Origin of the sequence: Litorihabitans aurantiacus (genome assembly GCF_030161595.1) — a bacterium.
Classification (GTDB): Bacteria; Actinomycetota; Actinomycetes; order Actinomycetales; family Beutenbergiaceae; genus Litorihabitans; species Litorihabitans aurantiacus.
The window spans coordinates 2,909,589-2,934,096 of the sequence record NZ_BSUM01000001.1; the positions used below are offsets into that span (position 1 = coordinate 2,909,589).

The following is a 24,508-nucleotide window of genomic DNA, read 5'->3' on the forward strand; positions in this document are numbered from 1 at the left end:
TGTCACGGTCGGCCGGCGTCGCCCTCGTCCCGTAGAGTTCGGATGGCCAAACTTTTTGTGTGGGAGAGCCGGAGGCGAGCGGTGGGACGAGCGGGACGCAGCACGGCCGAGGGTGCGCACGAGCGGCGGCGAGCCCCGCGGATGGTGCGGCGCGCGGCGGCCGCGATCGCCACGGGGGCCGCGCTCGCCGTCGCCCTCACCGCCTGTGCGACCGGGGGCGCGCCCGAGGAGGCCGGGACGAGCCCCGACGACGGCCGCCCCCGCGTGCTCACCACCTTCACCGTGCTCGCCGACATCGTGGGCAACGTGGCGGGCGAGCACGTCGTCGTGGAGTCCCTGACCCGCGTGGGCGCGGAGATCCACGGCTACGAGCCCACGCCGCAGGACGTCGCCCGCGCCTCGCGTGCCGACATCGTGCTGGACAACGGCCTCGGGCTCGAGGCGTGGTTCGCCGCGTTCACCGCCGACTCCGGCGCCCCGCACGTCACGCTCACCGACGATGTCGAGACCATCCCGATCGGCGCCGGCAGCGAGTACACGGGCGCCGCCAACCCGCACGCGTGGATGTCGCCGAGCAACGTGCGCCACTACCTCGACGCGACCGTCGCCGCGCTCAGCGACCTCGCACCCGAGCACGCCGACGACTTCGCCGCCAACGCCGACGCCTACGCCGCGCAGGTCGAGCAGGTCCGCGCCGAGCTCGTCACCGCGATCGCCGAGGTCCCCGCCGACCAGCGCGTGCTCGTCACCTGCGAGGGCGCCTTCTCCTACCTCGCCGCCGACGTCGGGCTCGAGGAGGTCTACCTGTGGCCCGTCAACGCCGAGCAGCAGTCCACGCCGCGCCAGGTCGCCGCCGTCATCGACCAGGTCCGCGAGCGCGACGTGCCCGCGGTCTTCTGCGAGTCCACCGTGTCGGCCGCCGGCATGGAGCAGGTCGCGGCCGAGACGGGCGCGGCCTTCGCCGGCACGCTCTACGTCGACTCGCTCTCCGAGCCCGACGGGCCCGTGCCCACCTACCTCGACCTCCTGCGCCACGACGCGCGCACCATCGCCGACGGGCTCACGGGGGCGACGTCGTGAGCGGGGGCCGGCGGCGTCGAGATGCGCGGGGTGACGGTCCGCTACGGCGACGTCGTCGCCCTCGACCGCGCCGACCTCACCGCACCTGCCGGCCGGGTCTGCGCGCTCATCGGCACCAACGGTTCCGGCAAGTCCAGCCTCCTCAAGGCCGCGCTCGGCCTGGTCCGGCCCGGCGGCGGCACGGTGACCGTGGCCGGCACCACCCCGCGCGAAACCCGACGGCGTGCCCGCGTCTCGTCCGTGCCCCAGGCCGAGCAGGTGGACGTGACGTTCCCGCTCGACGTGCGCGCCGTCGTCGGGCAGGGGCGCTACGGCCACCTCGGGCCCACGCGCCGGCTGCGGCCCGCCGACCACGAGGCCGTCGAGAACGCCCTCGCGCGCGTCGGCCTCACCGCCCTCGCCGACCGCACCATCGCGGCGCTCTCGGGCGGGCAGCGCAAGCGCGCGTTCGTCGCGCGCGCGCTCGCGCAGGAGGCCGACGTGCTGCTGCTCGACGAGCCGTTCGCCGGGGTCGACCGGCCCTCGCAGGACACCATCACCGCGCTGCTGCGCGAGCTGGCCGACGGCGGTGCGTGCGTCGTCGTCGCCACCCACGACCTCGCGGGGCTGGGTGCGCTCGCCGACACGGCGGCACTGCTGGCCGGGGGACGCGTCGTCGTGCACGACACCCCCGAGGTGGTGCTGCGGCCCGAGAATCTCGTGCGGGCGTTCGGGCTCGGGGGCGAGCGATGACCGGGCTCTCGCCGACCGAGCTGCTGGAGCCGCTGCAGTACGCGTTCATGCAGCGCGCGCTGCTCGTGGCCGTGCTGGCGGCGCTCGTATGCGGGCTGCTCTCGTGCTGGCTCGTGCTCATGGGGTGGTCGCTCATGGGCGACGCCGTCTCGCACGCGGTGCTGCCCGGCGTCGTGCTCGCCTACGTGGTCGGGGCGCCGTTCGCGCTCGGGGCGGTGATCTTCGGTGCCGGCGCCGTCGGGCTCATCGGGGTGGTGCGCGGGCGCGGGCGGATCCGGGATGACGCGGCGATCGGCGTCGTGTTCACGTCCCTGTTCGCGCTCGGGCTCGTGCTCGTGTCCGTGACGCCGAGCCAGGTGGACCTCGGGCACATCGTGTTCGGGAACCTGCTGGGGGTCTCCACGGCCGACGTGGTGCAGGTGCTCGTGGTGGCCGCCGTCGTGACCGCGGCGCTGCTGGTCAAGCGGCGCGACCTGACGCTGCTCGCCTTCGACCCGACCCACGCGCACGCGATCGGGCTCTCGCCGCGGCGGCTCGAGGTGCTCCTGCTGGGGGCGCTCGCGCTGACCAGCGTGGTGGCGCTGCAGGCGGTCGGGGTGGTGCTGGTGGTCGCGCTGCTCGTCATCCCCGGCGCGACGGCGCGGCTCCTGACCGAGCGCTTCGGGCGGATGCTCGTGATCGCGCCCGGCCTCGCCGTGGCGTGCGCGCTCGTGGGGGTGTGGTCGAGCTACCTGCTGGACACCGCGAGCGGGCCGTCGATCGTGGTGGCGCTGGGGATATGCTTCACGATGGCGTTCCTGGTGGCGCCGCGGCACGGGGTGGTGCCGCAGGCGTGGCGCCGGCGGCGGGACGGGCGGACACGACGCCCCGCCGCCGTGAGCGGCTGATCGCGGCGGTCAGAGGACCTGGGCGAAGCGCTCCAGCTGGGCGAGGCGGTCGTCGCCGACCGGGGTGAGGACGACGCAGGTCGCGCCCGCGTCGTGGCGTGCGGCGATCTTGGCGCGCACGGCCTCGGGGGTGCCCGCCAGGGTGAGCGCGTCGATCCACGCGGCCGGGGCCGCCGCGGCGAACGCGTCCGGCGACCCGGTGCTGGCGCGCAGCGCGGCAAGCTCCTCGGCGAAGTCCAGGTCGACCAGGTGCGGCGCCCAGTCCGGCTCCCCGACCACGGCCATCGCGGGGCGGACGTGCTCGAGGGCGCGCTCGCCGTCGTCGTCGATCGCGGCGACGTCGTAGGTGATGAGCTCGTGCGGACCCTCGGCGGCGATGTGGCGCAGCGCGGCGCGGACGTAGCTGGGCGGTGCGGGCTCGGCCAGGAGCGTGCCGTCGGCGATCCGGCCGGACAGCGCGAGCGAGCGCGGGCCGCGCACCCCGAGCAGTACGGGCGGGACGACGTCGGGGAGCTCGGTGAACTCCTCGTGCTCCAGCGTCACGTGGCGGCCCTGAGTGATGGGCCGGCCGCGCAGGACGGCGCGCACCGCCGTCGTCGTCTCCTCCAGGAGGGTGAGCGGACTGGCGGGCCACAGGCCGAGGCTGCGCATCCAGCCGGGCATGCCGTGGCCGAGGCCGGCGATCAGGCGGCCGGGGAAGAGCTGGCCCAGGGTGGCGATCTCCATCGCGGCGAAGGCGGGGTGGCGCGCGGCGGCGGGGGCGATGCCGATCCCGACGGCGATGCGCTCGGTCGCGGTCAGCGCGGCGGCGGCCTGGGCGATGCCGCCGCGGAAGCCGAGGTCCTCCACGACCCACAGCTCGTCGAAGCCGAGTTCGTCGGCGCGGCGGGCGAAGGGCAGGACGTCGGCGGGCGGGAGGTCGCGCGGGAGCATGACGCCGATGCGGCGGGTGGGGCGGGTGGAGGGCTGCGCCGTGGTGGGCGGGGCGGCCGGAGTGGGCGGGGCTGTGGTGGCGGGAGCGTCGTCGGTCACCGTCCCATCCTGCCCGGCCGCCGCCACCGCGGCCGGCTTCGCTGCGCACAGACCGGGTCTTCACCGGCCCGGAAGGCCCGATCTGTGCGCAGCGAACGGGTGGGGCGCGCGCCGGGAGGCCGGCAGGCGGGGCGGCGGCAGGCGGGGCGGCCGGCAGGCGGGGCGGCCGGCAGGCGGGGCGGCCGGCAGGCGGGGCGGCCGGCAGGCGGGGCGGCCGGCAGGCGGGGCGGCCGGCAGGCGGGGCGGCCGGCAGGCGGGGCAGGGGCGGCGGCAGGCGGGGCAGGGGCGGCGGCAGGCGGGGCGCCGCCGCGCGCCGCTTCGCTGCGCACAGACCGGGCCTTCACCGGCCCGGAAGGCCCGATCTGTGCGCAGCGAACGGGTGGGGCGCGCGCGGTGTGCAATTTCTGCTGCTTCAGGGGGCGTCAAGCAGCAGAAAGTGCGCACGGCGCGGCGGGCCGGGTGGCCGGTAGGCCGGCGGCGGGCCGCCGGCCGGGGCGTCAGGCGCGGTAGCCGTACTGGCGGCGGGTGAGCTGGCGCAGCATGAACAGGGTCTGCAGCGCGGTCAGCACCGCCAGCATCGGCCAGCCGACCCACAGGATGGACGCCTGCGCGACGATCGGCAGCGTCGTCCAGCCGTAGACCAGCGCGCCGACCCCCGTCAGCGCCACGATCAGCGGGCTCAGGTGCGCCCAGCCGGCGCCGCGCTCGGCACGCGCCTGCGCGGCCCAGTTGTCCGTGCGGACCTTCGACAGGAACTTCGTCCAGGCCCGGAAGAAGTGGCCGATCCGCACCCACATGTAGATCTCCGCCGGCACCATCGACGCCGCGAACAGCACGTCGCGCCAGGTGCGGCCCTGGATCGACATCGCGATGCGCACGTTCAGCGCCATCGCCACCACCGGCGGGATCAGCCACAGCGGCGAGAACACGAACGCACTGATCGACAGCGACCCCGCGAGCAGCAGCAGGAAGCTCACCCGCGTGAAGACGTTGATCAGCATCCCGGCGTTCTCCAGCCACCGCAGCCGGAGGTTGGGGTGGAACGGCTGCCCCGAGGTGTCGCCCCGCTGCCCCGGCCACATCAGGTCGATGGCGCCGTAGTTCCACTTCACCTGCTGCCCGTCCAGCGCCCGCAGGTTGTCCATGCCGCCGACGACGGCACGCGCCGTCGCCGAGATCTTCGTGGAGTAGCCCAGGTTCTTGATCTGCAGGCTCAGCAGCGAGTCCTCCACCTCCGAGTCGCTCACCCAGGGGGTGTCCTGGTGGTACTGCGCCATCACCTCGCGCAGCGCCGAGATCCGGAAGATCGACGCCTGGCCCCCGAGCACCGCCATGTTCCGGCCGCGCAGCAGGTTCTGCAGGTTGAACGCCGCGAACTGCGCCCGCTGACCCGTCAGCAGCAGCGACGCCACCGGGTGCCGCGTGTGGTTGTCGACCGTGTAGATCGCCGAGATGCCGCCGATGCGCGGGTCCGAGGAGATCTCCGCCTCCAGCAGCTCGAGCGCGTCCGGGGACATGACCGTGTCGCCGTCCACACCCAGCAGGAAGTCTGCGTCCTCGGCGAGGCGGAAGCCGTAGTTGAGGGCGCCGACCTTCTTGTCGGCGACCTTGCCCATGTCGTGCACGTAGATCGCCGTGGACTGGATGACCCCGCCACGCTCGACGCTGTACTCCCCGGCGTAGGCGCGGGCGAGCTCGAAGGAGTTGTCGCTGGAGTTGTTGATGACGACGTGGACCGCGTCCGGCAGGCGCGTCTGCGCCAGCAACCCCTCGAGCACCGACTCGATCGAGTCCGCCTCGTTGTACGCCGGAATGATGCACACCACGCTCGCGCGACGCGCCTCCCGGTCCATCACGAGGTCGCCGGCGGCGAAGTCGAAGACCTCAGCGCTCGCCTCCTCGTGGGACGGTTCGGTCTGGGCGTAGACGGTGATGTCGGAACCGGTCATCGGGCACTCCACGGGGCGGGCCCGGTCCTCGGACCGGGCGTGGCGGGGTCGGCGTCGACCCTCTCCGCCGGCCCCGAGGCCCCATGCGCCTTGACCTTGGTTTGCGTGAGCAAAGTCGTCGACACGGAAGATATACCCGACGTCGGCGCGCGTCTACGGCGTCCGGGTGTCGGCCCTGTCACGGGGGCGCATCACACCCGGCCCGGCAGGGTCAGTCGGCCGGCGCCTTCGACTCCAGCGCGATCTGCTGGGCGTCCAGGGAGGCCAGCGCCGCCTCCAGCGACGACGACGAGAACGCCCCCGCCTCCCGTGCCCGGAGCAGCTCGCGCCGCTGGGCGTCGATCAGCCGGAGGCGCACCGCTCGGAGCGCAGCGACGTCCGTCGGCGTCCGCCCACCCAGCGCCACGTCCGCGCCCGCGCCCGCCGCGCCTGCACCCGCGTCGGCGCCTCCCGCGCCGCTGCTCGCGTCGTCACCCCCGCCGTCGCAGCCGCCCCGGCCCCGGCGTCCGCCCCCGCCCCGGGCTCGCCTCCCGCACCGGCCCCGGCCCCCGGCGTCACCAACCGCGCGAGCTTCTCGCGCACCCGGGCCGGGACCTCGCCGTCGGGTGCCTCGGCCAGCTCCGCGACCGACGCCCGCAGCAGGTGGTCGGCGAGCCGGGTCCGCTCGGCCGCGACCTCGCCCGGATCGGGCATCGCCGGCCGCAGCCACCGCACGACCATCGCGAGCGTGCCGCCCTGCACGAGCAGCGACGTCGCCGCCACGACGAACGCGATCAGCACCAGCAGGTGGCGGTTCGGCACGGTGGTCGGGAGCGTCTGGGCCGCCACGAGGGTGACGACGCCGCGCATCCCCGCCCAGGTCAGCACCCCGCCCTCGCGCCACCCGAGCGGCGCGGCGTCGTAGTAGTCGAGGTCGTGGCGCTTGCGCGCGATCCGCCGTCGGACGGCGCCGAGGCGGCGCGGGGTCTCGCCGTCGTCCGCCCCCGCGACCATCGCCGCGACCTCCTGCTCCTTGCGCTCGAGCCAGACGCGCAGGTCGCCGGAGCGCCGTCCGTGGCGGTTGAGCAGCCGCACCAGCAGCGCGACGTACCCCGCCCGCACCACGAGCGCGGCCAGCAGACCCAGGAGCCCGACGCCGACCGCCAGCCCCACACCGCCGCTCGAGCCCTGGACCTGGTTGAGGATCGCGCTGAGCTCCAGGCCCATCAGCAGGAAGATCGCGCCCTCGAGCACCAGCTCCACCACGCGCCAGGTCTGCACGTCCGAGGCGCGGTGCCCGGGGCTGAGCCAGCGCGGCGCGCCGTGCCCCGTCACGAGCCCGGCCACGACCGCCGCCACGAGCCCCGACGCGTCGAGCAGCTCCACCGGGATCGAGGCCACGAACGGCACCGCGAACGAGATCACGGTGTTCACGCCGGGGTCGCTCACCCGGGCGCGCACGCGCAGGTTCAGCCACCCGACGAGCCACCCGACCGCGACGGCGATCACCACCGACCGCGCGAAGTCGCCGACGACGTCGCCCGCCGTCGTCGTCACGCCCGCGAGCACCGACACGGCGACGGCGGAGCGCAGCAGCGCGAGCGCCGTCGCGTCGTTCAGCAGGCTCTCGCCCTGCAGCACCGCCGTGATGCGGGGGGCGACGCCGACGCGCCGCACGATCGAGGTCGCGACGGCGTCCGTGGGGCTCACGATCGCGCCGAGCGCGATGCCGGCCGCGAGCGGCAGGCCCGGGATCAGCGCGTGGAAGAGGAAGCCGAGGGCGACGGCGGAGACCGCCACCAGCGCCACCGACATCCCGCTGATCGCGCGGAAGTCGCGCCGGAAGTCCATCGCCGGCATCGCGACGGCGGCCGCGTACAGGAGAGGCGGCAGCACGCCGGCCAGGATCCACTCCGGATCGACCTCGATCTCGGGCGTGACCGGCAGCACGCTGATCGCGATACCGAGGACCACCAGGATCAGCGGCGACGCGATGCGCAGGCGCGGGCCGACGCTCGCCGCCCACGCGATCGCCAGCAGACCCGCCACCCCCACCGCAAGGAACTCCACGGCGCCAGGATGCCCTACCCGGGGGCGGTCGGCGGGCCGTCAGCCGGCGCGGACCTCGCCCAGCACCCGGGTGAGGGCGGCGATCGCGCGCGCGACGTCGTCGTCGTCCGTCCTCGCGTTCGAGACCGAGACGCGCAGGACGCTGCGGCCGCGCCAGGTCGACGGCGTCATCCAGGTGGTGCCCTCGCGCAGGAGCGCGGCGGCGACGGCGCGCGTCTCGACGTCGCCGCGGAACGCGACGCACACCTGGGTGTAGACGACGTCGTTGACGACGGTGACGCCGTCGAGCGCCGCCAGCTCGCGGGCGAACCGGGCGGCGTGGTCGGCGAAGCCCGCGACCATGGCGGCCAGGCCGTCGCGGCCGAGCTCGCGCAGCGCGGCCCAGACGGTGAAGCCGCGCGCGCGGCGCGAGAACTCGGGTACGGCGGCCAGAGGGTCGGGGCGCTCGTCCTGGATGAGGTAGGCGGCGCGCTCCCCCATCGCGGCGTGCAGCGCGGCGGGGTCGGCGACGATCGCGAGGCCCGAGTCGTAGGGGACGTTCAGGGTCTTGTGGGCGTCGGTGGCCCAGGAGTCGGCGCCTTCCAGGCCCGCGGTCAGGTGGCGGTGCCGGGGCGAGGCGGCGGCCCACAGGCCGAACGCGCCGTCCACGTGCACCCACGCGCCGTAGCGGTGGGCGATCGCGACCGCCTCGCCGGGGTCGAACGCGCCGGAGTGCACATCGCCCGCCTGCAGCACCACGATGCGGGGGCGGCCGGGGTGGCCCTGCTCGTCGGCCGCGAGGGCCTGCTCGAGGGCGTCGGGGCGGAGGCGGCCCTGGTCGTCGGCGGCGACGACGACGCTGCGCGACTGGCCGAGGCCGAGGTAGCGCAGGGCGAGGTCGACGGTGACGTGGCGCTCGGCACCGACGAAGACGCCGGGTGCGGGGGCGCCGAGGAGACCGTCGCGCTCGACGTCCCAGCCGGCGCGCGCCAGGACCGCGTGGCGGGCGGCCGCGAGGCACGTGAAGTTCGCCATCTGGCCGCCGGTGACGAAGCCGACGGCGGCGGTGGGCGGGAGGTGGAGGGCGTCGAGGAGCCACGTCGTCGCGACGCGCTCGACGGCGGCGCCCGCCGGGGAGCCGGCCAGGAGGCTCGCGTTCTGGTCCCAGGCGGCGGTGAGCCAGTCGGCCGCGAGCGCCGAGTCGAGGACGCCGCCGCGCACCCAGCCGAAGTAGCGGCCCGACGGCGTGGCCACCAGCCCGGGGGTCGCGGCAGCGACGAGCTCGCGCACGACGTCGGCGGGGTCGGCGCCCTGCTGCGGGAACGGGCGGGCGAGGGCGGCCTCGACCTGGTCGACGTCGTGGGTCGCGTTGACCGGACGGGTATCGAGGGAGGCCAGCCACGCGTGGGCGGCGGTGGCCGCCTCGGCGAGCGCGCGCGGGGGTTGCGGCGCGTGCGACATGCGGGGTCCTCGAGTCTGGGGCTGGGCTGGTTGGGCTGGGATGGCTGGTGGGGCCGGGACGTCCTGCGGGAACGCCCGGACGAGCCTACGTCCGCCGCGGCCTCCCCTCCGCGCGGCGCGGTCGCCGGCGACGCGGCCCCGGGACGGACCGGCCGGGCCGCTCGGGAGGTCCGGCCGGTCCTTCGGGCGGTGTGGCTGCCCGTTCGGGCGGTCCGGCTGCCCGTTCGGGCGGTCCGGCTGGTCCTTCGGGCGGTCTGTTCGTCTCTGAACGACCACCCTCGAGCGTCCGACCTGCGGCGATGCACGGAACGCGGCAGTCGCCGCCCGGTCAGACCGCCCGACGGTCCCGACGAACCGCCCGAGCACGCGTCCGGACCGCCCGACGATCAGGTCGAACCGCCCGACGGCCAGGTCGAACCGCCCGAGCGACCCACCGAACCGCCCAACCGAATGGACCGATGCTCCTGGCCGGACGGCCGGCCGCGTGAGCGACCGGGCGGCGGCGCCGCATAGGGTCGAGCCGTGACCACCCGCGCGATCTTCCTCGACGTCGACGGCACCCTCGCGATCCACGGCGAGGTCCCCCGGGCAACCTCGAGGCCGTGCGCCGGGTGCAGGCCGCCGGCCACCACGTGCTGCTGGCCACCGGCCGGCCCCGCTCGATGATCGGTGCCCTGCTCGACCTCGGCTTCCACGGTGCCGTGGCCAGCGCGGGCGGGTACGTCGAGATCGGCGGTGAGATCCTCACCGACGCCGCCATCGACCCGGACGTCGTGGCCCGCACCGTCCGGGTCCTGCTGGCGCACAGCGTCCCCTTCCTGCTCGAGGGGTCCACCGCGCTCGCCGGCCCGGAGAATGCCACCGAGCACCTCGAGCGGGTGCTGCAGACGGTGGCGCCGACCGGTCGCCCGCCCGTCGAGGCGCTCCGCACCGAGGCCGAGCTGGCCGCGTTCCCCGCGTCGAAGATCGCCTACTTCGACTCCCCCGTGCCGCACGAGCAGCTCGTCGCGGAGATCGGCGACGGCATCGACGTGGTCCCCAGCTCGATCCCCGAGATCGGGCACGGGGCCGGGGAGCTCTTCAGCGCGGGGCTGTCGAAGGCCGACGGTCTGGCGACCGCCGCCGCGGCGCTCGGCGTCGACCAGGCGGACGTCATCGCCGTCGGCGACGGGCCCAACGACATCGAGATGCTCGCGTGGGCCGGGCTCGGGGTGGCCGTGACGGGCTCGCGGCCCGAGGTGCTCGCCGTCGCTGACGCGACCGTGGCGGGCCCCGAGGAGTCCGGTCTCGCCGAGCTGTTCGCGCGGCTCGACCTCATCGGCTGAGGAGGCGGCCGTCCCGTCGTGAGGTGTGGCCGTCCCGCCGTGAGGTCCCGCCGCCCGGAGCGGCCCGCCACACCGGCGCGTCCGCCCGACACGCCGGTACCCGCCGCCGCCACACCTCACGGCGGGACGGACCCACCTCACGACGGGACGCCCCCCGCCCACCCACCCGCGACCGCCTGGGAGAATCGGTCCGTGAGCGCCCCCGACATCCGCCTGATCGCCATCGACCTGGACGGGACGCTGCTGGACTCCGGCAAGCAGCTCGACCCCGACTTCCCCGCCCTCCTGAGCGCCCTGACGGAGCGCGGCATCGCCGTCGTCCCGGCCAGCGGCCGCCAGCACGAGAGCATCCGCCTCGCGATCGCGGGCGCGGACCCCGTCGCGGACCAGGCGCCGCAGGACGCCCCCGTCGGCGCCGGCCGCGAGGCGGTCGACGCGCTCGCGATCATCGCCGAGAACGGCGCTCTGGCGGCCCGCGGCGGCGAGGTCGTCGCGCTCGACGGGGTCCCGGCAGCCGCCGTCGCGCACGTCCTGGACGCCGTCGCCCGCTACACCGCCGGGGGCGGGACGGCCGCCGTCGTGCTGGCCGGCGCGCACACGGCGTGGGTCGGGACGGACGCGGTCGCCGCGCTGCCCGACTTCGTCACCACGGCCCAGCCCTACTACCCGATGCTCGAGGTCGTCCCGGACCTGCGGGAGATCGAGGGCGAGGTCCTCAAGATCGCCGTGTGGGACCCGAACGGCTCCGAGACCGGCGTCGCGACGGCGATCGGCGAGGTCCCCGGGTCGCGCGTGCTGATCTCGGCGGGGGTCTGGGTGGACGTCATGAGCCCGACGGCGGACAAGGGCACCGCGCTCGCCGCGCTCCAGGACGAGCTGGGCATCACGCCCGCGCAGACCATGGCGTTCGGCGACTTCCCCAACGATCTCGGCATGCTGGCGCGCGCCGAGTGGTCCTACGCGATGGCCGGCGCGCACCCCGAGGTCACGGCCGCGGCGCGGTATACGGCGCCGTCCAACGACGACAGCGGCGTGGTGCGCACGATCCGCGAGGTGCTGGCGCTCTAGCGGGTCGGCCGGTGGCGCGGCCCGGCGAGCACCCGGTCGGTCGCCGCCATCAGGCCGACCCCGACCGCCCCGACCACGAGATCGCTCGCGGTGAACGTCGTGCCGAGCACGAGCCGCGCCGGCGCGAACGCCTCCCCGATCGCCGCGGGCAGGCCGGTGAGCTGCAGCAGCTCGATGCCGAGCACGACGGCGAGCGCCACGACGGCGAGTCGGCCCACCGACGCGTCGGGCGCCACGATCGCCACCAGCACGTAGACGAGCGCCGCGTACAGGAGGCCGCCCGCGACGTCGCCCGCCGCCCCCGGCAGCGCGAACCGGCCCAGCAGCCCGAGGCCGACCAGGAGCACGGCGATCAGCGCGAGGCCGACGCGCGAGCGGCGCCCCGGCACGACGGCGGCGCGGACGCTGCGGGTCTCCGGTTCGCTCACCCCTCCAGCCCATCACACGTCGGTGGAAATGCGGTGGCGAGCCGGCGCGTCCCGGGTGAGGGTGGAGGCATGACTTCGCCCACCGACACGACCGACCTCCCGCCCCCGGCCGGTGCGCCCGACGCCGCGACCGACACGACCGATCCCCTCACGGACGAGCTGCGCGAGGCCCTGCGCGAGGCCGAGGACGAGCCGAGCGCCGGCGTCGTGCGCATCGACGAGGGCGGGCGCACGCTGCTCACCCGCGCGTGGGGCCTGGCCGACCGCCGCCACGCCGTCGCGATGACGCCGGAGCACACGATCGCCGTCGCGAGCGGCGCCAAGGGCTTCACGGCGCTGACCGTGATGAGCCTGGTGGCCGACGGCACGCTCACCCTCGCCACCCCCGCGCGCCAGCTGCTCGGTGACGACCTCCCGCTCGTGGACGACGCCGTCACGATCGAGCACCTGCTCGCGCACCGCGCGGGGATCGGCGACTACCTCGACGACGACGCCGACACCGCCGAGTACCTGCTGCCGGGCGCGATGAGTGGCTACGTCGACCCCGAGGACTACCTCGAGGTGCTCGGCGGGCACGCGCAGGAGTTCGCGCCGGGGACCGACTTCGCGTACTGCAACGGCGGCTACGTGCTGCTGGCGATCCTGGCGCAGCGCGCGTCCGGCACACCGTTCCACGAGCTGGTGCGGACGCGGGTGATCGAGCCGGCGGGGCTGACGGGGACGGCCTACCTGCGCAGCGACGCGCTACCCGCGAACGCGGCGGTGGGCTACGTCGAGGTCGACGGCGAGTGGCGCACCAACGTGCACCACCTCCCGGTGGTCGGGGGTGGGGACGGCGGGATCTGGACGACGGCGGCCGACCTGGTCACGTTCTGGGACGCGCTGCTCGCGGGTCGGATCGTGCCGCGCGAGCTGGTGGAGGAGATGCTGCGGGAGCGGACGGCCGAGACCGACGACGAGCTCGCCTACGGGCTCGGGTTCTACCTGCCGGAGCCGGGTGTCGTGCAGCTGATCGGGCAGGACGCGGGGGCGTCGTTCTCCTCGCGGCACACGATCGCGACGGCGCGCACCGCCTCGGTCCTCACGACGACGGCCGACGCCGCGTGGGACGTCGAGAGCGCCATCCGCTGACGCCTGCGGGCCTTCGCGAGGCACCCTCCTTCGCGAGGCGCCCCCTCCGCGAGGTGCCCCTCCGCGAGAGCTTTGCCGACCCTCCCCGAGAGGATTCCCGACGCTCGCTGCTCTCGCCACGCGCCGCCCGCCGTCGCCGACGTGCGAGTGGGGAAGTTCCGCAGGCCTGAGCCTGCGGAACTTCCCCACGAGGGCCACGGCGGTCACCGACGCGGTGCGGCTAACCCAGCTGCCGCCGGTATCCGAGCTCGGCCGCCGTCACGCCCGGGATCACCTCGACGCGCCGCACGCCGTCGTGCTCCCACCCGGTCGCCTCGTAGAAGCCGATCGCGCGCGCGTTGCCCTCGAGCACCCAGAGCATCGCGTCGGTGTAGCCGGCACGGGTGAGCCGCGCCGTCGCCGTCGCCATCAGCTCGCGGCCGACGCCGCCGCGCCAGGCCTCCGGGTCGACGTACAGGAACAGCTCGGCCGTGCTGGCGCTCTCGCCGTGGTCGCTGCCGCGCACCGGCCCGGTCCCGACGAAGCCGACGACGGCGCCGCCCCGCTCGGCCACGTGCGTCACCGGGCCGGGGGTGTCGTCGGGCGTGCCGTCCTGCGCCTGGAGGAGCTGCGCCCACCACTGGCCGCGCGCCACGGGGTCGAGGTCGGCGAGCACGTCGGCCGGGAGGAGGCCGTCGTACCCGCGCTGCCACGAGCGCACGTGGATCGCGCCGAGGGTGGTGGCGTCGTCGGGACGGGCGCGGCGGACGGTGGTGGTCATCGAGCCATGGTGGCGACGACGGCGCGCGCGGTCCAGCGCTTTCGCGTCGGTTGACGACGGCGTGGGTCGGCAATCCTCTCGGGGAGGGTCAGCAAAGCTCTCGCGAAAGCAGCAGGGCCTTCGCCATCAGGCGGGGCCGATCAGGCCCGCCGTGATCTCCGCCGAGAGGGTCACGAGCGGCAGCCCGCCGCCCGGGTGCGACGAGCCGCCCACCAGGTACAGCCCCCGCACCGGCCCGCGGTTCGCCGGCCGCAGGAACGCCGACGCCGACTTGTTGGACGACGTCCCGTAGATCGCCCCGCCGGGCGCCAGCACCGAGCGCTCGAGGTCCGCCGGCGAGCGCGTCTCCACCCACCGCACGTACGGCCGCACGTCGAGCCCCCGCCGCGCCATGACGTCGAGGATCCGCCGCCCGTACGCCTCCGCGAGCCCCGGCGCGTCCCAGTCCGCGCCCCGCGCGGGGTCGTGCCGCGGCGCGTTCACGAGCACGAACCACGCGCCCTCCCCGCGCGTCAGCCCGGCCGACCCGCCGGGCACGATCGCGGCGTCCTGCGGCGCGGTCACGTACACGGTCGGGTCGTCCACCGGTCGCGGCCCACCGCCGCCGTGCCAGCGCCCGTACCGCCCGACCCCGAACACGGCGTCGAACTCGTCGTCGTAGTCGCGCGGGAACAGCACGCGGTGGTGCGCCGCCCGCTCACGCAGCGACGCCGGCAGCCCCTCCAGCGCGAGCAGCAGCACGAAGCCCGCGAGCGACGGCGTCGCGCGCCGCAGCGCCCGCAGCCGTCGCCTCGCCCCGGCCCCCGCGAGCAGCTCGCCGTACACCTGGCTCGCGTCGGCGTTCGCGACGACGACGTCCGCCGCCACCCGCTCCCCGCCGGCCGTCACGACGCCGGTGACGCGCGCGCCGTCGTGCTCGATCGACGCGACCCGCACCCCCGTGCGAATCTCTGCCCCGCGGTCCCGCGCCCGGCGAGCAATGGCCGCGCCGAGCGCGCGCAGCCCGCCGCGCACGTACCAGGAGCCGAACGCCTGCTCCGCGTACGGCACCGTCGCGAGGGCCGACGGCGCACGCCGCGGATCGCTGCCCGTGTAGGTCGCGTAGCGGTCGAGCATCGCGCGCAGCCGCGGATCGTGCAGGCGCCGCGCGCCGAAGGCCCGCAGGCTCAGCCACGGCGCGATGGTCGTCAGGTTCGCGGTGTCCGACGACATCGCCGCCAGCGTGCCGCGGCCGATCGGCGAGCGCAGGAACGGCTGCTCGGCGACGTCCCAGATCGCGGCGGCGTCGCGCGTGAACGCGGCCCACTGCTCGCCCGTCCCGGCGCCGAGCGCGGCGTCCAGGGCGGCGGGAATCTCCTCGATCCGGCCCGGGAGGTCGACGCCCGTGCCGTCGGGGAAGGTGTAGCGGCAGGCGACGTCGAGGCGTTCGAGGTCGACGGCGTCGGCCAGCGGCGCACCCGTCGCGTCGAACAGGTCCTCGAAGACCTGCGGCATCGTGACGAGCGACGGGCCCGTGTCGAAGACGTAGCCGTCGCGCTCGTAGGTGCCGAGCTTGCCGCCGATCGCGTCGGCGGCCTCCAGGACCGTGACGCGGTGGCCGAGCGCGGCCAGGCGTGCGGCGGCGGCGAGGCCACCGACGCCCGCGCCGATCACGACGACCCGGCCCGCGCCGTCGCGCGCCCCGCCGTCGCCCCTCACGGCCGCCACCCCCGCCGTGCGGCCGGGTAGGTCCGCCCGCGCCACTCCAGCCGCCCGCTGATCGCGCGCCGGTAGGCGGGCAGCACCGCGAGCGGGCTGATCGGACCGAGCAGCGTCTCGGCGAGGTCGACGGCGCGCGTCCGCCCCACGAGCAGGTTCACCACCGCCCGGTCGATCAGGCCGAGCCCGCGCACGAGGCGGACGAGCGGCGTCGGGCGCAGGAGCCACGGCAGCGTGTACGTCATCACGAAGAACGCCGCCGACCCGACCATCACCAGCCGCGACTCGCGGTGCAGCCCCGGCATGCTCTTGGCCATCCCCACGACGGCAGCGGCGTAGGAGTCGTACATCCGCACCTCGATCGCCTCCCCGCCGAGCACGACGTCGAAGCGCGCCCCCGCGTCCCGCGCACGCCGCGCGAGGCGCACGTCCTCCAGCAGCTCGCCGCGCACGGCGGCGTGCCCGCCCGCGCGCTCGTAGGCCTCGCGCCGGAACGCCATCACCTGGCCGTTGGCCGCGAGCGCACCGTGCCCCCGCGACCGGATGATCGGCACCGGCGCGTTCCCGACGAAGGCGGCGTCCACCAGCGGCACCATGACGCGCTCGCCGAACGATCCGACGAGGTGGCGCGGGAAGACGGTCAGCAGGTCCGCGCGTCCCCGGTCCATCTCGGCCACGAGCCGGGCGAGGGCGCCGGGGCGCCAGGTGACGTCGGCGTCGGTGAAGACGAGGAGGTGCGGGCGGGTGTCGTCGGGAGCGGCCTCGGCGCCGTCGCCCGTCACGGCGTCCGCCAGCTGCTGGCACGCCCACGTCTTACCCACCCAGCCCTCGGGCAGGGGCCGCCCGGCGATCACCTGGGCGCCGGCGTCGCGTGCCACGCGGGCCGTCCCGTCGGAGGAGTGGTCGTCGAGCACGACGACGTCGTCCGCCCCCTGGGCGAGCAGGTGCGGGAGCGTCGCGGGCAGGGTCGTGGCCTCGTCCCGCGCGGGGACGAGGAGGCTGACGCGGTAGCGGTCGAGTGCGCCGTCGGGCACGCCGTCGGGCGCCGCACCCTCCGGCGCGCGCAGCCGCCGCAGGCCGAGGGCGTTCAGGACCAGCGCCATCGCGCGGTAGGCGAGGTAGGTCAGCGCGAGGCCGCCGGCGACGGCGGAGGTGACACCCGCCGTCGTCGGCCGGCGGTCCCCGAGGGCGAACCGGGCCAGGCGCTCGCGCTTCATCGCGGGCACCGATCGGTCGGCGCAGGTTCGCGCCTGCTCGGGACGCCGGTCAGCCACGCGAGCGCCCGCACGGCCCACCCGACGGAGTCGCGACGCCGGGACGTCCCGTGCAGGAGCACGCGGTAGCCGGGCACGGGGTGCTCGGGGTGGGCGGCGGCGACGTCGTCGGCCAGCCGCGCCGACTCCTGCCGCAGGCGCTCCGCGAGCGCGGTGGTGAGGGCGGCGACGTCGCTCGACGTGGTGCCGCGGGGCCCCGTGCTCAGCGGCTGCCCCATCCGCACGAGCACCTCGGGCTGCGGGGCGCCGCGCGTCACGACGGCGAGCGCGACGGGGACGAGCGGCGCGCCCGCCGTCCGCGCGACCCAGGCGGCTCCGGGGTGCAGCGGCGCGAGCCGGCCGCGCGGCTGGAGCTCGCCCTCCGGGAAGACGACCGCCCAGCGTCCCGCGGCGGCGGCGCGCACGAGGTCGCGGGCGCCGCCCGTGTCGACGGCACCGACCAGGCGCAGGAACGGGAACGCGGCGAGGCGACGCGCGGTCATCATGACGGCGGGGCGGGTGCCGACGGCGCCGGCGAGCGCGGCGAGCACGTAGCCGTCCCACCACGAGGAGTGCGTCGAGGCGAGGACGGCGCCGCCGCGGGGAAGGTCGCCGGCGACCGCGATGCTGTCGAACGACCGGCGCAGGCTGCGGCCGACGCTGTGCGCCACGAGGGCGCGCCCGAGGGCGTCGGGGAAGAGCTGGGGCATCAGCGAACGTTCGCGGAGCGGGCGAGGGCGCGGACCAGCGGGAGCGCCACCGTGCCCATCACCACGCCGCCGGCGACGGCGACCGACGGGCGCGACCAGAACGTCAGGTTGCCCAGGACGCACGAGACGTAGGTCCACAGGTAGACGGCGTACGGCACGGCGTCGGCGCGCTGCGCCTGCGGCCGCCCGAGCGGTCGGGCGTCGCTGCGCCGTCGCGCGCGGCCGTGCCACGCCTCCAGCAGCGCCGCCACGACCACCGACGTCAGGAACCACCCCGCGTAGTTCGTCAGCGGGATCCCGGGCGTCCCGGGCAGCGACGGCTCGGGGTTGGCCCAGCCCCAGTTCCCGGCGTCGACCATCTGCGGGTCGAGGAACACGTCCCACGCCGTCAGCGCCAGCGCCGCGACCCCGAGACGCGCGACGCGCCGCAGCCCGCCGCCCTCGCCCACGAGCCGGGTGGCGACCACGAGCGCCGGGTACGCGAGCGTCAGCCACGCGAGCAGGACGAGCACCGAGACGCCCGCCAGCTCCGGTCCGAGCGTGCCGGTGTAGGCGTACTCGCCGAAAGGGAAGCCGGTCGCGATGCCGACCGCCTCGGCCACCCACGTCGCCGCGGCCACGATCGCGACCATCCCGGCCCCGAACCGCCAGCCCCCGACGGACGTGGCGTGCAGCGCCGCCGTCGCGCCCATGAGCACGACGCTCGCGACCGTGCGGGGGATCGACCCGCCGTCGAGCGCGAAGGTTCCCTGCACCGCGACGGCGGCCGCGAACGTCACCCACGCCGCGCGCCCGGCGAGGCGCCGGCCGCGGTGCGCCGTCGCGAGCGTCCCGTGGCGGGCGACGGCGCGCGCCGCCTCCGAGCGTCCGGTCGCCCTCGCGCGGGGTGCGGGAGCCGGTGTCGCGACGGCGGGGGTGGCACCGCGCTCGCGAGCCTCGCGGGCCTCGCGGCGCTCGCGCAGCGACCGGGACAGCCTCCGGTAGGCCAGCACCCCGACGGCGACGCCCGCCCCGACGGCGGCCGCGACGTGCGCCGGGCGCACCCCGCCGAGCGGCGCGGTCGGGGGCGGCAGGACGGCGAGCGCGCTCACGAAGCGGTCCGCGTCGACGCGTCCGACGGTGACTCGTCCGACGGTGACTCGCCCGACGGCGGCGCATCCGTCTCGGACGCACCCGCCCCCAGCGTCCGCTCGATCCCGGGCGCCCGCCACAGCGGCAGCGGTCCGGGCGAACTGTCGCCGCGCAGCTTCTTCAGCACCAGCTCGGCCGAGATGAGGCACATCGGCACACCGACGCCGGGCACCGTCGTCGCGCCCGCGTAGTACAGGCCCTCGACCTTCCGCGAGGCGGGACCGCGGCGGAACATCGCCGACTGGCGCAGCACGTGCGCGGGGCCGAGCATGCCGTCACGCCAGGAGTGGTACTCGGTGCCGAAGTCGGCCGGACCGAGCGTGTGGCGCACCGTGATCCGCTCGGCGAGGTCGGGCACGCCGGCCCAGCGGGCCACCTGGTCGATCGCGAGGTCGGCGATGCGCTCGACGGCGGGGTCCGCCCCCGACCCTGCGCCGCGGCGCTGCCCGGGTACCCGCTCCCGTGCCCGAGCCCGATCTCGCCCGAGACGGGCACGAGGAGGAACAGGTTCTCGCTGCCCGCGGGAGCCACGCCGTCGTCGGTCGCCGAGGGCCGGCACACGTACAGCGAGGTCGTCTCCGGCGTCGCGCTGCCCTGGAAGACCGCGTCGAGCCCGACCTCCCAGTCGCGCGTGAGCATGAGGGTGTGGTGCGGCAGGCTCGGCAGCTCGCCCGAGACGCCGAGCATGACGAGCACGCTCGAGGGTCCCGGCTTCGTGCGGGTCCAGGCCCGCTCGGGCCAGGTCTGCAGATCGGGCGCGAGCAGCTGAGTCTCGGTGTGGTGCATGTCCGCGGCGGAGACGACGATCTCCGCGCGCGTCCGTCGGTGCTCACCGCCGGCGTCCGTCCACTCGACCCCGCGGACCTGCCCGCGCGAGCCGACCGGGAGGGCCGGGCCGCGCCGTCGGGCGGCGACGATCTGCGTGACCTCCGCGTCCAGCGTGATCCGCACCCCCTCGGCGAGCGCCCGCTCGTGCAGCGCGTGCACGAACGCGGTGAAGCCGCCGGTCGGGTAGCGCACGCCCTCGACGAGGTCGATGTGGCTCATCAGGTGGTAGATGGCGGGGGCCTCGCGCGGGTCGACCCCGAGGAAGATCGCGTTGTACTGCAGCATCTGGCGCAGCAGCGGGTGCTGGAACCGGGCGTCGGACCAGCGCGTGAGCGTCGTGGAGAGCCAGCGCACGAGGTCGCGCGAGGCGCGCCGCAGGCGCTCGCCGCTGATGTCCGGAACGGACGAGAACGGGTTGTAGAGGAACTCCGCCAGGGAGATCTCCAGCGCCCGACGGGCCGAGTCGAGGTACTCGCGGAGCTGCTGCCCCGCGCCGGGCTCGAGGCTCTCGGCGAGGTCGGCGACGGCGTCGAGACCGCGCGGCACGTCCAGGCGGTCGACGGCGGAGCTCGGGTCCGCCTCCCCCGCCAGGATCGTGTAGCTGTCCAGCACGTGCAGGTCGAGCATCTCCTCGATGCTCGTGCCGATGAGCTCGGCGTAGTGCGCGAACACGTCCGCCATCAGGTACCAGGACGGTCCGGTGTCGAAGCGGAACCCCGCGTCGTCGATCCACCCGGCGCGCCCGCCGACGCGCGAGCCGCGCTCGAGGATCTCCACCTCGTGCCCCTCGCGCGCGAGCAGGGTGGCCGTGGCCAGCCCCGCGATACCTGCACCGATCACGACGACGCGCGCCACGGAGCCTCCTTCAGGACGACGGCGGCCACGAGGCGCGCCTTGACGGGTGCGGGGACGGAGATCCGCCGCCGCGCGAGCTGGTCGGCCGGGGTGGCCTCGATGCGCCGGTTGAGCTCGGCGAAGAGCGCGAGCGCGGCGCCGACGCCGGCGCGGCAGTCGCGCGGCAGGAGCGCGAGCCCGCGGCGGGCGGTGGCGACGTCGGCGTCGACCCGGTCCACCCACAGGCGCTTGGTGGCCTCGTCGACGACGGCGTGGCTCGCGCTCGTCGCCGTCGCCCCGGATTCCTCGCCCGGCAGGTATCCGCGGCCGCGCGCGGCGTCGTCGGCGAGGTCCCGCAGGAAGTTGACGTTCTGGAAGGCGGCACCGAGGGCGCGGGCGCTGGCGGTCATGACCTCGCGGTCGGCGTCGGGCACCGTGCGGCCCGCGAGGAAGACCTGCAGGCACATGAGCCCGACGACCTCGGCGCTGCCGTAGACGTAGGCCTCCTGCTCGGCCGCGTCGAGGTCGTGCGGGTCGAGGTCCATCTCCATCGAGGCGAAGAACGGCCGCGTCAGGCTCGCGTCGATGCCGCTGGCACGGGCGGCGACGGCGAAGGCGTGCACCACGAGGTTCGTGCTGAACCCCGAGGCGATCGCGGCGTCGACCTCCGCCTCGAGCGCGCGCAGGGCGGTGAGCTGCTCGGGGAGCGTGAGCCCCGCGGCGGACCCGACGCCGTCGACCACCTCGTCCGCGACGCGCACGAGCGCGTAGACGGACGCGATCGCGGTGCGGCAGCGGGGCGCGAGGAGGCGCGTGGCGAGACCGAAGGACGTCGAGTAGCTGGCGATGACGCGCTGGGCGGAGTCCTGCGCGACGCGGGTGTAGCGCGTGAGGGCGGCGGCGTTGACCGTCGCGTCGGCTCCGCTGCTGCCTCTGCTGCGCTCGGGCACGCTCACGAGCGCCGCTCCGTCAGGGCCGCCACCAGGGCCTGCAGCACGCCGCGCAGCGCTCCGGCCTCGTCCGCGATGCGGCGCGCGTCCGTGAGGGCGCGCTCGAGGTCGTCCTGCGCGGCGGCCCGCGCCCCGCTGGACTCCAGCAGCGCGAGGACGCGCGCGGCGTCGTCGGGCGTGATGTCGGCCCGGCCGAGGTGGGAGGAGATCTCGGCCCACTCCGGTGTGCTGCTCGCGTGCGCCATCACGGCGGTGTACTTGCCCTCGCGGATGTCGCTGACGGGGTCCTTGCCGACGAGCGCGGGGTCGCCGAAGAGCCCGAGCAGATCGTCCTGGAGCTGGAACGCGAGGCCGAGCGCGGCGGCGAAGTCCTCGAGCTCGTCGGGCACGTCGGCCTCGAGCGCGATCAGCGCCCACAGGAGCGGGAGGCGCACGGTGTAGGCGCCGGTCTTGGACTGCGACATGGTCAGCACGTCCGCGAGGCTCGGGCGGTGCGCGCGCAGCGAGTAGCCGACGTCGGCCAGCTCGCCCGCGACCGAGTGCTGCAGCGTCTCCTGGAGCAGCTCGAGCAGGCGGCGGCGGACGTCGGCGGGCGCGTCGATGCGTGCGAGGCACTGGTGCGCCTGGGAGAGCACGAGGTCGCCTGCGAGGATCCCGGCGGCCTCGCCGACGGCGCGGCGCTCGGCGTCGGAGGCGCCCTCGGCGGTGATCTCCCGGCCGATGCGGGCGATGAGGTTCGGGCGGCCGCGCCGCACCGTGTCGTGGTCGATCACGTCGTCGTGCAGCAGGAAGGCGAGGTGCAGCATCTCGACGGCGACGGCGAGCTCGAGCACCGCCTCGCGGCGCGCGTCGTGCGCGGGGTCGGGGGTGATGTCGGCGGTGTTGCTGGTGGCGCTGGTGTCGCTGGCGGCGCTCACGGTGTCAGCGACGGCGAGCAGGATCGCCGGGCGCACGAGCTTGCCCTCGACGAGGTTCTCGCCGATGACGCCCCAGATCTGCGCCAGCTCGGGGCTGTAGGCGGCGGCGCGGCGACCCTGCTCGCGCGGGATCTGCGCCAGGCGACGGCGGACCTCGGTGACGCCGTCGACGTCGACGAAGTCGGCGATGCGTGGCGAGGCCACGCGCAGTGCTTCGGGCATCCGGCCCTCCTGATAGCTGAACGACCGAGCGGATGGCCGGGACGTCTCGCCCCCGTGACACCGGCGCCACGCTCGAAGTTCGATCATCCGTCATTTCGGGCGCAGAGTCCCGCACCGCCGTGGGCGGGCGGGTGGGTGCCCGCGGGGCGGCACCGAGCCCCGCCGAGTTGCGCCCCGCGCAGCGTCGCGCCCCGCCGAGGTGCGACATCACCGCCGAGAAGCGCCTCGCGCCGGCGCGCCTCGACGCAGATGTCGCATCTCGGTGGCGTCGTGCCGCGCGCGAGCGGCGTGCGCGGATCGCGAGGGGCCGCTGTCGGCGCCCGGTCCCGTGAGGTGGCGCCGCCCGATGGCGCGTGGCTACGCTCGCGGGACGCGACTGCCGTGGCACCGTCCGGTTGCCTTCCGCGATCCGAACGGGTGCTTCGTGCCTCCTGCCGTCTCCCTGCGAGCCCTGCCCGGTGACTACGTGATCGCGCGGTTCCCCGCCGGCACCGACACCGGCTCGTTGCTCCCCGACCTCCTGCGCTCCGCCGGCCTGGTCTCCGTCACGCGGACCGATCGAGAGGTCTCGATCGTGTGCGACGCCGCCCTCGCGCCGCCCGGGGCGGAGGTCGACGGCGAGTGGCGGGCGCTCTACGCCGACGGCGCGATCCCGTTCGGGCTAACCGGCGTCGTCGCGTCCCTTGTCGATCCGCTCGCGGCGATCGGCTGCCCGGTCTTCGTCGTCTCCACCTTCGACGGCGACGTGCTGATGACGCCGGGCGACCGCCACGCCGACGCGGTCGGCGCCCTTCGCGCCGCAGGACACACGATCGCGGCCGCGACCGACCATGGCTGAGGCCGTGCGGGACGCGCGGATCTACTTCATCGGCGACTCCTACGTCGCCGGTACCGGTGACCCCGAGGCTCTCGCTGGGTCGGCCGCGTCGCGGCAGCAGCCATCGCGGACGGCGTCCGCTGTCGCCCTACAACCTCGGCATCCGCGGTCACACCGGACCGCAGATCGCGGCGCGCGTGGCCACCGAGGTGCCCCCTCGGCTCGCCCGGGCCACCGACCCGCGCCTGGTCGTGTCGTTCGGCGCGAACGACACCAGGGAGGTCGACGGCGCACGCCGGGCCACCCTTGCCGAGTCGCTCACCGCACTCGAGGACATCCGCTCGGCGATCGACGTCCCGCTGCTGGTGGTCGGGCCGCCGGCGGTCGTGGACGCCGCGCAGAACCGACGACTCGAGGAGCTGGACGCCGCGCTGCACGCGTCGGCCGAACGGCTCGGCGTGCCGTACGTGGGGCTCTACGCCTCCACGAGCACGTCACCGCTGTGGGAGCGCGAGATCGTGGACAGCGACGGGTACCACCCTGGGGCCGAGGGGTACGGGCTGCTCGCCGAGATCGTCGTGCCGCGCGTGCTCGGGTGGCTGCGGACCTGACGATTCTCCGGGGCCGACCTCGTCGTGGCGTCGTCCCACGACCGCACTGCTCGTCCCTCGACGCCCACGACACCGCGAAGGTCGATGGCGTCCCCTCCTAGGCTGACCCCATGGCCAATGCCCTCCTGGTCGCCGGGGCACGCGAGTCGATCGAGGTCGCTCTGCCTGCTCGCGCCCACCTCCGCCCGCTTCTCGACTCCGAGCGCGAGATCGTGTCGAGTCTGTACCGACAGACGTACGTCGCCACCCCTCACGAGATGACAGAGGCCGAGGCGCGCGACGAGATCGACCGGACGTGGGCTGGTGAGTACGGCCGACTCGTGATGGAGGCGACGCTCGGCGTCTGGGTCGGGGACGAGCTGGCGGGCGCGATCGTGACCGTGCAGGACCCGCCGTGGGACGACGTGCCTCGCGGTCCCTTCATCCTCGACCTGTTCGTCCACCCGGCCCACCGCCGTACTGGTCTCGGTCGAGCCCTCGTCCAGACCGTTCAGGGCACGCTCCGATCCGGTATCGCGCTCCGCGTCGACGACTCCGCACCGGAGGCCCGTTCCCTGTACCGCGCCCTCGGCTTCCGGCCTCCGGCCGCAGCACGGTAGAGCGACACCGCCAGGCCGGCCCGGTCGACGACGCGCGTGGTGGGACCGACCGCCACA

At 75.6% G+C, this 24,508-nt stretch carries 24 protein-coding genes; 9 read left to right on the forward strand and 15 right to left on the reverse strand.

The genetic code is table 11. The annotated features are described in order from the left end of the window. Positions 1-141: 141 nt before the first annotated feature. From QQK22_RS13855 to QQK22_RS13865, 3 genes are read left to right on the forward strand one after another with little or no spacing between them, the layout of a single operon-like run. Positions 142-1,080, forward strand: a complete 939-nt coding sequence (locus QQK22_RS13855; RefSeq protein ID WP_348525651.1) for a metal ABC transporter solute-binding protein, Zn/Mn family — start codon at positions 142-144, stop codon at positions 1,078-1,080. A 21-nt stretch (positions 1,081-1,101) separates the two neighbouring features. Further along, positions 1,102-1,812, forward strand: a complete 711-nt coding sequence (locus tag QQK22_RS13860; RefSeq protein WP_284251541.1) for a metal ABC transporter ATP-binding protein — start codon at positions 1,102-1,104, stop codon at positions 1,810-1,812. Next, positions 1,809-2,699, forward strand: a complete 891-nt coding sequence (locus tag QQK22_RS13865) for a metal ABC transporter permease (protein WP_284251542.1) — start codon at positions 1,809-1,811, stop codon at positions 2,697-2,699. Before QQK22_RS13860 ends, QQK22_RS13865 begins: the two co-directional genes overlap by 4 nt. Positions 2,700-2,708: 9 nt before the next feature. Here the strand turns inward: QQK22_RS13865 and QQK22_RS13870 are convergent, their stop codons facing one another. From QQK22_RS13870 to QQK22_RS13890, 5 genes are all read right to left on the reverse strand, one after another. Then, positions 2,709-3,731, reverse strand: a complete 1,023-nt coding sequence (locus tag QQK22_RS13870) for an LLM class flavin-dependent oxidoreductase (protein ID WP_348525590.1) — start codon at positions 3,729-3,731, stop codon at positions 2,709-2,711. Between the two features lie 497 nt (positions 3,732-4,228). Then, the gene (locus QQK22_RS13875) at positions 4,229-5,680 is read right to left on the reverse strand and encodes a glycosyltransferase family 2 protein (RefSeq protein WP_284251544.1); all 1,452 of its coding nucleotides are present in this window, start codon (positions 5,678-5,680) and stop codon (positions 4,229-4,231) included. A gap of 211 nt (positions 5,681-5,891) precedes the next feature. Next, on the reverse strand, positions 5,892-6,038 hold the full coding sequence (locus tag QQK22_RS13880; protein ID WP_284251545.1) for a hypothetical protein: 147 nt from the start codon (positions 6,036-6,038) through the stop codon (positions 5,892-5,894). Beyond that, entirely contained in the window at positions 6,023-7,729 is a 1,707-nt protein-coding gene (locus QQK22_RS13885; protein WP_284251546.1) for a cation:proton antiporter, read from the reverse strand. Before QQK22_RS13885 ends, QQK22_RS13880 begins: the two co-directional genes overlap by 16 nt. Positions 7,730-7,768: 39 nt before the next feature. Beyond that, positions 7,769-9,169, reverse strand: a complete 1,401-nt coding sequence (locus tag QQK22_RS13890) for a pyridoxal phosphate-dependent decarboxylase family protein (protein ID WP_284251547.1) — start codon at positions 9,167-9,169, stop codon at positions 7,769-7,771. Between the two features lie 509 nt (positions 9,170-9,678). On the opposite strand from QQK22_RS13890, the gene QQK22_RS13895 reads away from it, so the two are divergent. Beyond that, on the forward strand, positions 9,679-10,494 hold the full coding sequence (locus tag QQK22_RS13895; RefSeq protein WP_284252765.1) for an HAD hydrolase family protein: 816 nt from the start codon (positions 9,679-9,681) through the stop codon (positions 10,492-10,494). A gap of 192 nt (positions 10,495-10,686) precedes the next feature. After that, positions 10,687-11,562: an HAD hydrolase family protein gene (locus QQK22_RS13900; protein WP_284251548.1), complete on the forward strand. Its 876-nt coding sequence runs from the start codon at positions 10,687-10,689 to the stop codon at positions 11,560-11,562. Here QQK22_RS13900 and QQK22_RS13905 read toward each other — a convergent pair. After that, a complete protein-coding gene (locus QQK22_RS13905) occupies positions 11,559-11,990 on the reverse strand; it encodes a ribosomal maturation YjgA family protein (RefSeq protein WP_284251550.1) in 432 nt (143 codons plus the stop codon). The two genes, QQK22_RS13900 and QQK22_RS13905, sit on opposite strands and share 4 nt — an antisense overlap. 69 nt (positions 11,991-12,059) lie before the next feature. Here QQK22_RS13905 and QQK22_RS13910 point away from each other — a divergent pair, with 69 nt between their 5' ends. Then, positions 12,060-13,121 (forward strand): serine hydrolase domain-containing protein, encoded by a 1,062-nt coding sequence (locus QQK22_RS13910; RefSeq protein WP_284251551.1) that lies wholly within the window; start codon positions 12,060-12,062, stop codon positions 13,119-13,121. A 220-nt stretch (positions 13,122-13,341) separates the two neighbouring features. On the opposite strand, the gene QQK22_RS13915 is transcribed toward QQK22_RS13910, so the two are convergent. From QQK22_RS13915 to QQK22_RS13950, 9 genes are all read right to left on the reverse strand, one after another. After that, complete coding sequence (locus QQK22_RS13915) at positions 13,342-13,881, reverse strand: GNAT family N-acetyltransferase (protein WP_284251552.1); 540 nt, start codon at positions 13,879-13,881, stop codon at positions 13,342-13,344. A 126-nt stretch (positions 13,882-14,007) separates the two neighbouring features. Next, positions 14,008-15,579: a phytoene desaturase family protein gene (locus QQK22_RS13920; protein ID WP_284251553.1), complete on the reverse strand. Its 1,572-nt coding sequence runs from the start codon at positions 15,577-15,579 to the stop codon at positions 14,008-14,010. Further along, positions 15,576-16,796 (reverse strand): glycosyltransferase family 2 protein, encoded by a 1,221-nt coding sequence (locus QQK22_RS13925; protein WP_284251554.1) that lies wholly within the window; start codon positions 16,794-16,796, stop codon positions 15,576-15,578. The genes QQK22_RS13920 and QQK22_RS13925 overlap by 4 nt, the downstream gene beginning before the upstream one ends. Then, complete coding sequence (locus QQK22_RS13930; protein ID WP_284251555.1) at positions 16,793-17,542, reverse strand: lysophospholipid acyltransferase family protein; 750 nt, start codon at positions 17,540-17,542, stop codon at positions 16,793-16,795. Before QQK22_RS13930 ends, QQK22_RS13925 begins: the two co-directional genes overlap by 4 nt. Then, a complete protein-coding gene (locus QQK22_RS13935) occupies positions 17,542-18,633 on the reverse strand; it encodes a carotenoid biosynthesis protein (RefSeq protein WP_284251557.1) in 1,092 nt (363 codons plus the stop codon). The genes QQK22_RS13930 and QQK22_RS13935 overlap by 1 nt, the downstream gene beginning before the upstream one ends. Beyond that, positions 18,630-18,824, reverse strand: coding sequence for a hypothetical protein (locus QQK22_RS18905; protein ID WP_348525591.1), 195 nt, complete (start codon positions 18,822-18,824; stop codon positions 18,630-18,632). Before QQK22_RS18905 ends, QQK22_RS13935 begins: the two co-directional genes overlap by 4 nt. Further along, positions 18,794-20,356 carry a phytoene desaturase family protein gene (locus QQK22_RS13940; RefSeq protein WP_348525592.1) on the reverse strand — a complete coding sequence of 521 codons (1,563 nt, stop codon included), beginning with the start codon at positions 20,354-20,356 and terminating at the stop codon, positions 18,794-18,796. Before QQK22_RS13940 ends, QQK22_RS18905 begins: the two co-directional genes overlap by 31 nt. Further along, positions 20,338-21,291 carry a phytoene/squalene synthase family protein gene (locus QQK22_RS13945; RefSeq protein ID WP_348525593.1) on the reverse strand — a complete coding sequence of 318 codons (954 nt, stop codon included), beginning with the start codon at positions 21,289-21,291 and terminating at the stop codon, positions 20,338-20,340. The genes QQK22_RS13940 and QQK22_RS13945 overlap by 19 nt, the downstream gene beginning before the upstream one ends. After that, positions 21,288-22,424, reverse strand: coding sequence for a polyprenyl synthetase family protein (locus QQK22_RS13950; RefSeq protein ID WP_284251559.1), 1,137 nt, complete (start codon positions 22,422-22,424; stop codon positions 21,288-21,290). The genes QQK22_RS13945 and QQK22_RS13950 overlap by 4 nt, the downstream gene beginning before the upstream one ends. A gap of 424 nt (positions 22,425-22,848) precedes the next feature. On the opposite strand from QQK22_RS13950, the gene QQK22_RS13955 reads away from it, so the two are divergent. The 3 genes from QQK22_RS13955 (at position 22,849) to QQK22_RS13965 (ending at position 24,451) form a co-directional block, all read left to right on the forward strand. Then, the gene (locus tag QQK22_RS13955; RefSeq protein WP_284251560.1) at positions 22,849-23,262 is read left to right on the forward strand and encodes an ACT domain-containing protein; all 414 of its coding nucleotides are present in this window, start codon (positions 22,849-22,851) and stop codon (positions 23,260-23,262) included. 56 nt (positions 23,263-23,318) lie between these two features. Beyond that, entirely contained in the window at positions 23,319-23,852 is a 534-nt protein-coding gene (locus QQK22_RS13960; RefSeq protein ID WP_284251561.1) for a GDSL-type esterase/lipase family protein, read from the forward strand. Between the two features lie 110 nt (positions 23,853-23,962). After that, complete coding sequence (locus tag QQK22_RS13965; RefSeq protein ID WP_284251562.1) at positions 23,963-24,451, forward strand: GNAT family N-acetyltransferase; 489 nt, start codon at positions 23,963-23,965, stop codon at positions 24,449-24,451. Positions 24,452-24,508: the final 57 nt, after the last annotated feature.